At 45.9% G+C, this 1,395-nt stretch carries 3 protein-coding genes; all 3 read left to right on the top strand.

Annotated elements, in window-relative coordinates; translation table 11 throughout:
* On the top strand, positions 1 to 692 hold a 692-nt coding region (rpoH, locus tag ACTXGO_RS13785), incomplete at its 5' end, for an RNA polymerase sigma factor RpoH (RefSeq protein ID WP_443574920.1).
* A gap of 32 nt (positions 693 to 724) precedes the next feature.
* On the top strand, positions 725 to 1,090 hold the full coding sequence (locus tag ACTXGO_RS13790; protein WP_443541127.1) for a DUF423 domain-containing protein: 366 nt from the start codon (positions 725 to 727) through the stop codon (positions 1,088 to 1,090).
* Positions 1,091 to 1,141: 51 nt separating this feature from the next.
* Complete coding sequence (gene thiS / locus ACTXGO_RS13795; RefSeq protein WP_317199534.1) at positions 1,142 to 1,339, top strand: sulfur carrier protein ThiS; 198 nt, start codon at positions 1,142 to 1,144, stop codon at positions 1,337 to 1,339.
* Positions 1,340 to 1,395: the final 56 nt, after the last annotated feature.

Raw genomic sequence — 1,395 nt, forward strand, 5'->3', positions numbered from 1 at the left:
TTCATATTGCGCGTAGTTATTCAGGATATGGTCTGCCGCAAGCGGATCTGATTCAAGAAGGTAACTTGGGACTGATGAAAGCGGTCAAACGCTTTGATCCCAACAAAGGCGTGCGTTTGGTGTCTTTTGCCGTACATTGGATCAAAGCTGAGATTCACGAGTTTGTCATTCGCAATTGGCGCATCGTTAAAGTGGCGACCACCAAAGCGCATCGCAAATTGTTCTTTAATTTGCGTAGCCTTAAAAAGACGAACAATCAGCTCACTTTAGAAGAAGCGGATGCTATCGCTAAAGATTTAAATGTCACGCGCAAACAAGTGCTCGAGATGGAGTCGCGCCTAACTTCTTATGATGCGTCATTTGAGGCGCAATCAAGTGATGATGATGACGGTCGTTACGCGCCGCAACTGTTTTTAGAGGATGGTATCGATCCTGCTGAGCAGTTAGAAGAAGCTGACTGGGAGGAGAATAACTCCTCGGCGCTACTGGCTGCTATGGAGACTTTAGATGATCGTTCGCGCGATATTGTCGAGCAGCGCTGGCTCACTGAGCAAAAATCAACCTTGCATGAGCTGGCGGCGGTCTACTCGATATCGGCTGAGCGCGTGCGTCAGATCGAAAAGAACGCTATGGACAAGATTCGTGAGGCGATGACGATTGAGAGCGTTATACTGCCAGATGACATTCAATAAATATTCATGATGGTATCTAAGGCTAGACAATAATGAACTGGATTGGTATTGGTGCACTCAATATGGCGATTGCTGTGGGACTTGGCGCATTTGGTGCTCATGGTCTCAAAGGCATCGCTGACGCGCAGCAGCTGGGCTGGTGGCATACCGCGACACTTTATTTGCTGGTTCATGCTTTAGGGTTGTTAATTGTCGGTTTGCTTATTCGCTTAAATTATGCGACTCAAATGACGGCTTGGTTATTGCAAATCGGGGTGATTATATTTGCTGGTAGCTTGTATGCGATGACTTTGGGCGCGCCGCGTTGGTTTGGCGCGATTACGCCTATTGGCGGCGTATTAATGATAGCGGGATGGGTTTGGCTTGCTGTCACCACGTTTCGTAGCACAACCAGTTAGTTATCAATGCTAAATGAATGAATACGAAATGAATGAACAGGAATAAGTGTTATGAGTACAATCGAGGTCAACGGCAAAACTATGCAGACTACCCATCAGACAGTACAACTTGTGGTTAACGAGTTGGGACTCAGTCAAGGTCGCTATGCGGTCAAGGTGAATGACAAACTCATAGCGCATGCTGATCTAGCTAAAACTAAAGTGGTTGATGGCACGAATATTGAAGTGGTACAGCACGACGATTTATAATAAATACTTGCAAAAAAACCTCAACCGTATCACGTGTTGAGGTTTTTTGTTTTTAG

This window comes from Psychrobacter sp. T6-1 (genome assembly GCF_052258445.1).

Excerpts from the sequence above, each read along its gene's own strand:
- ACTXGO_RS13790 (WP_443541127.1), top strand. The coding sequence starts at position 725 with ATGAACTGGATTGGTATTGGTGCACTCAATATGGCGATTGCTGTGGGA.
- thiS (WP_317199534.1), top strand. The coding sequence starts at position 1,142 with ATGAGTACAATCGAGGTCAACGGCAAAACTATGCAGACTACCCATCAG.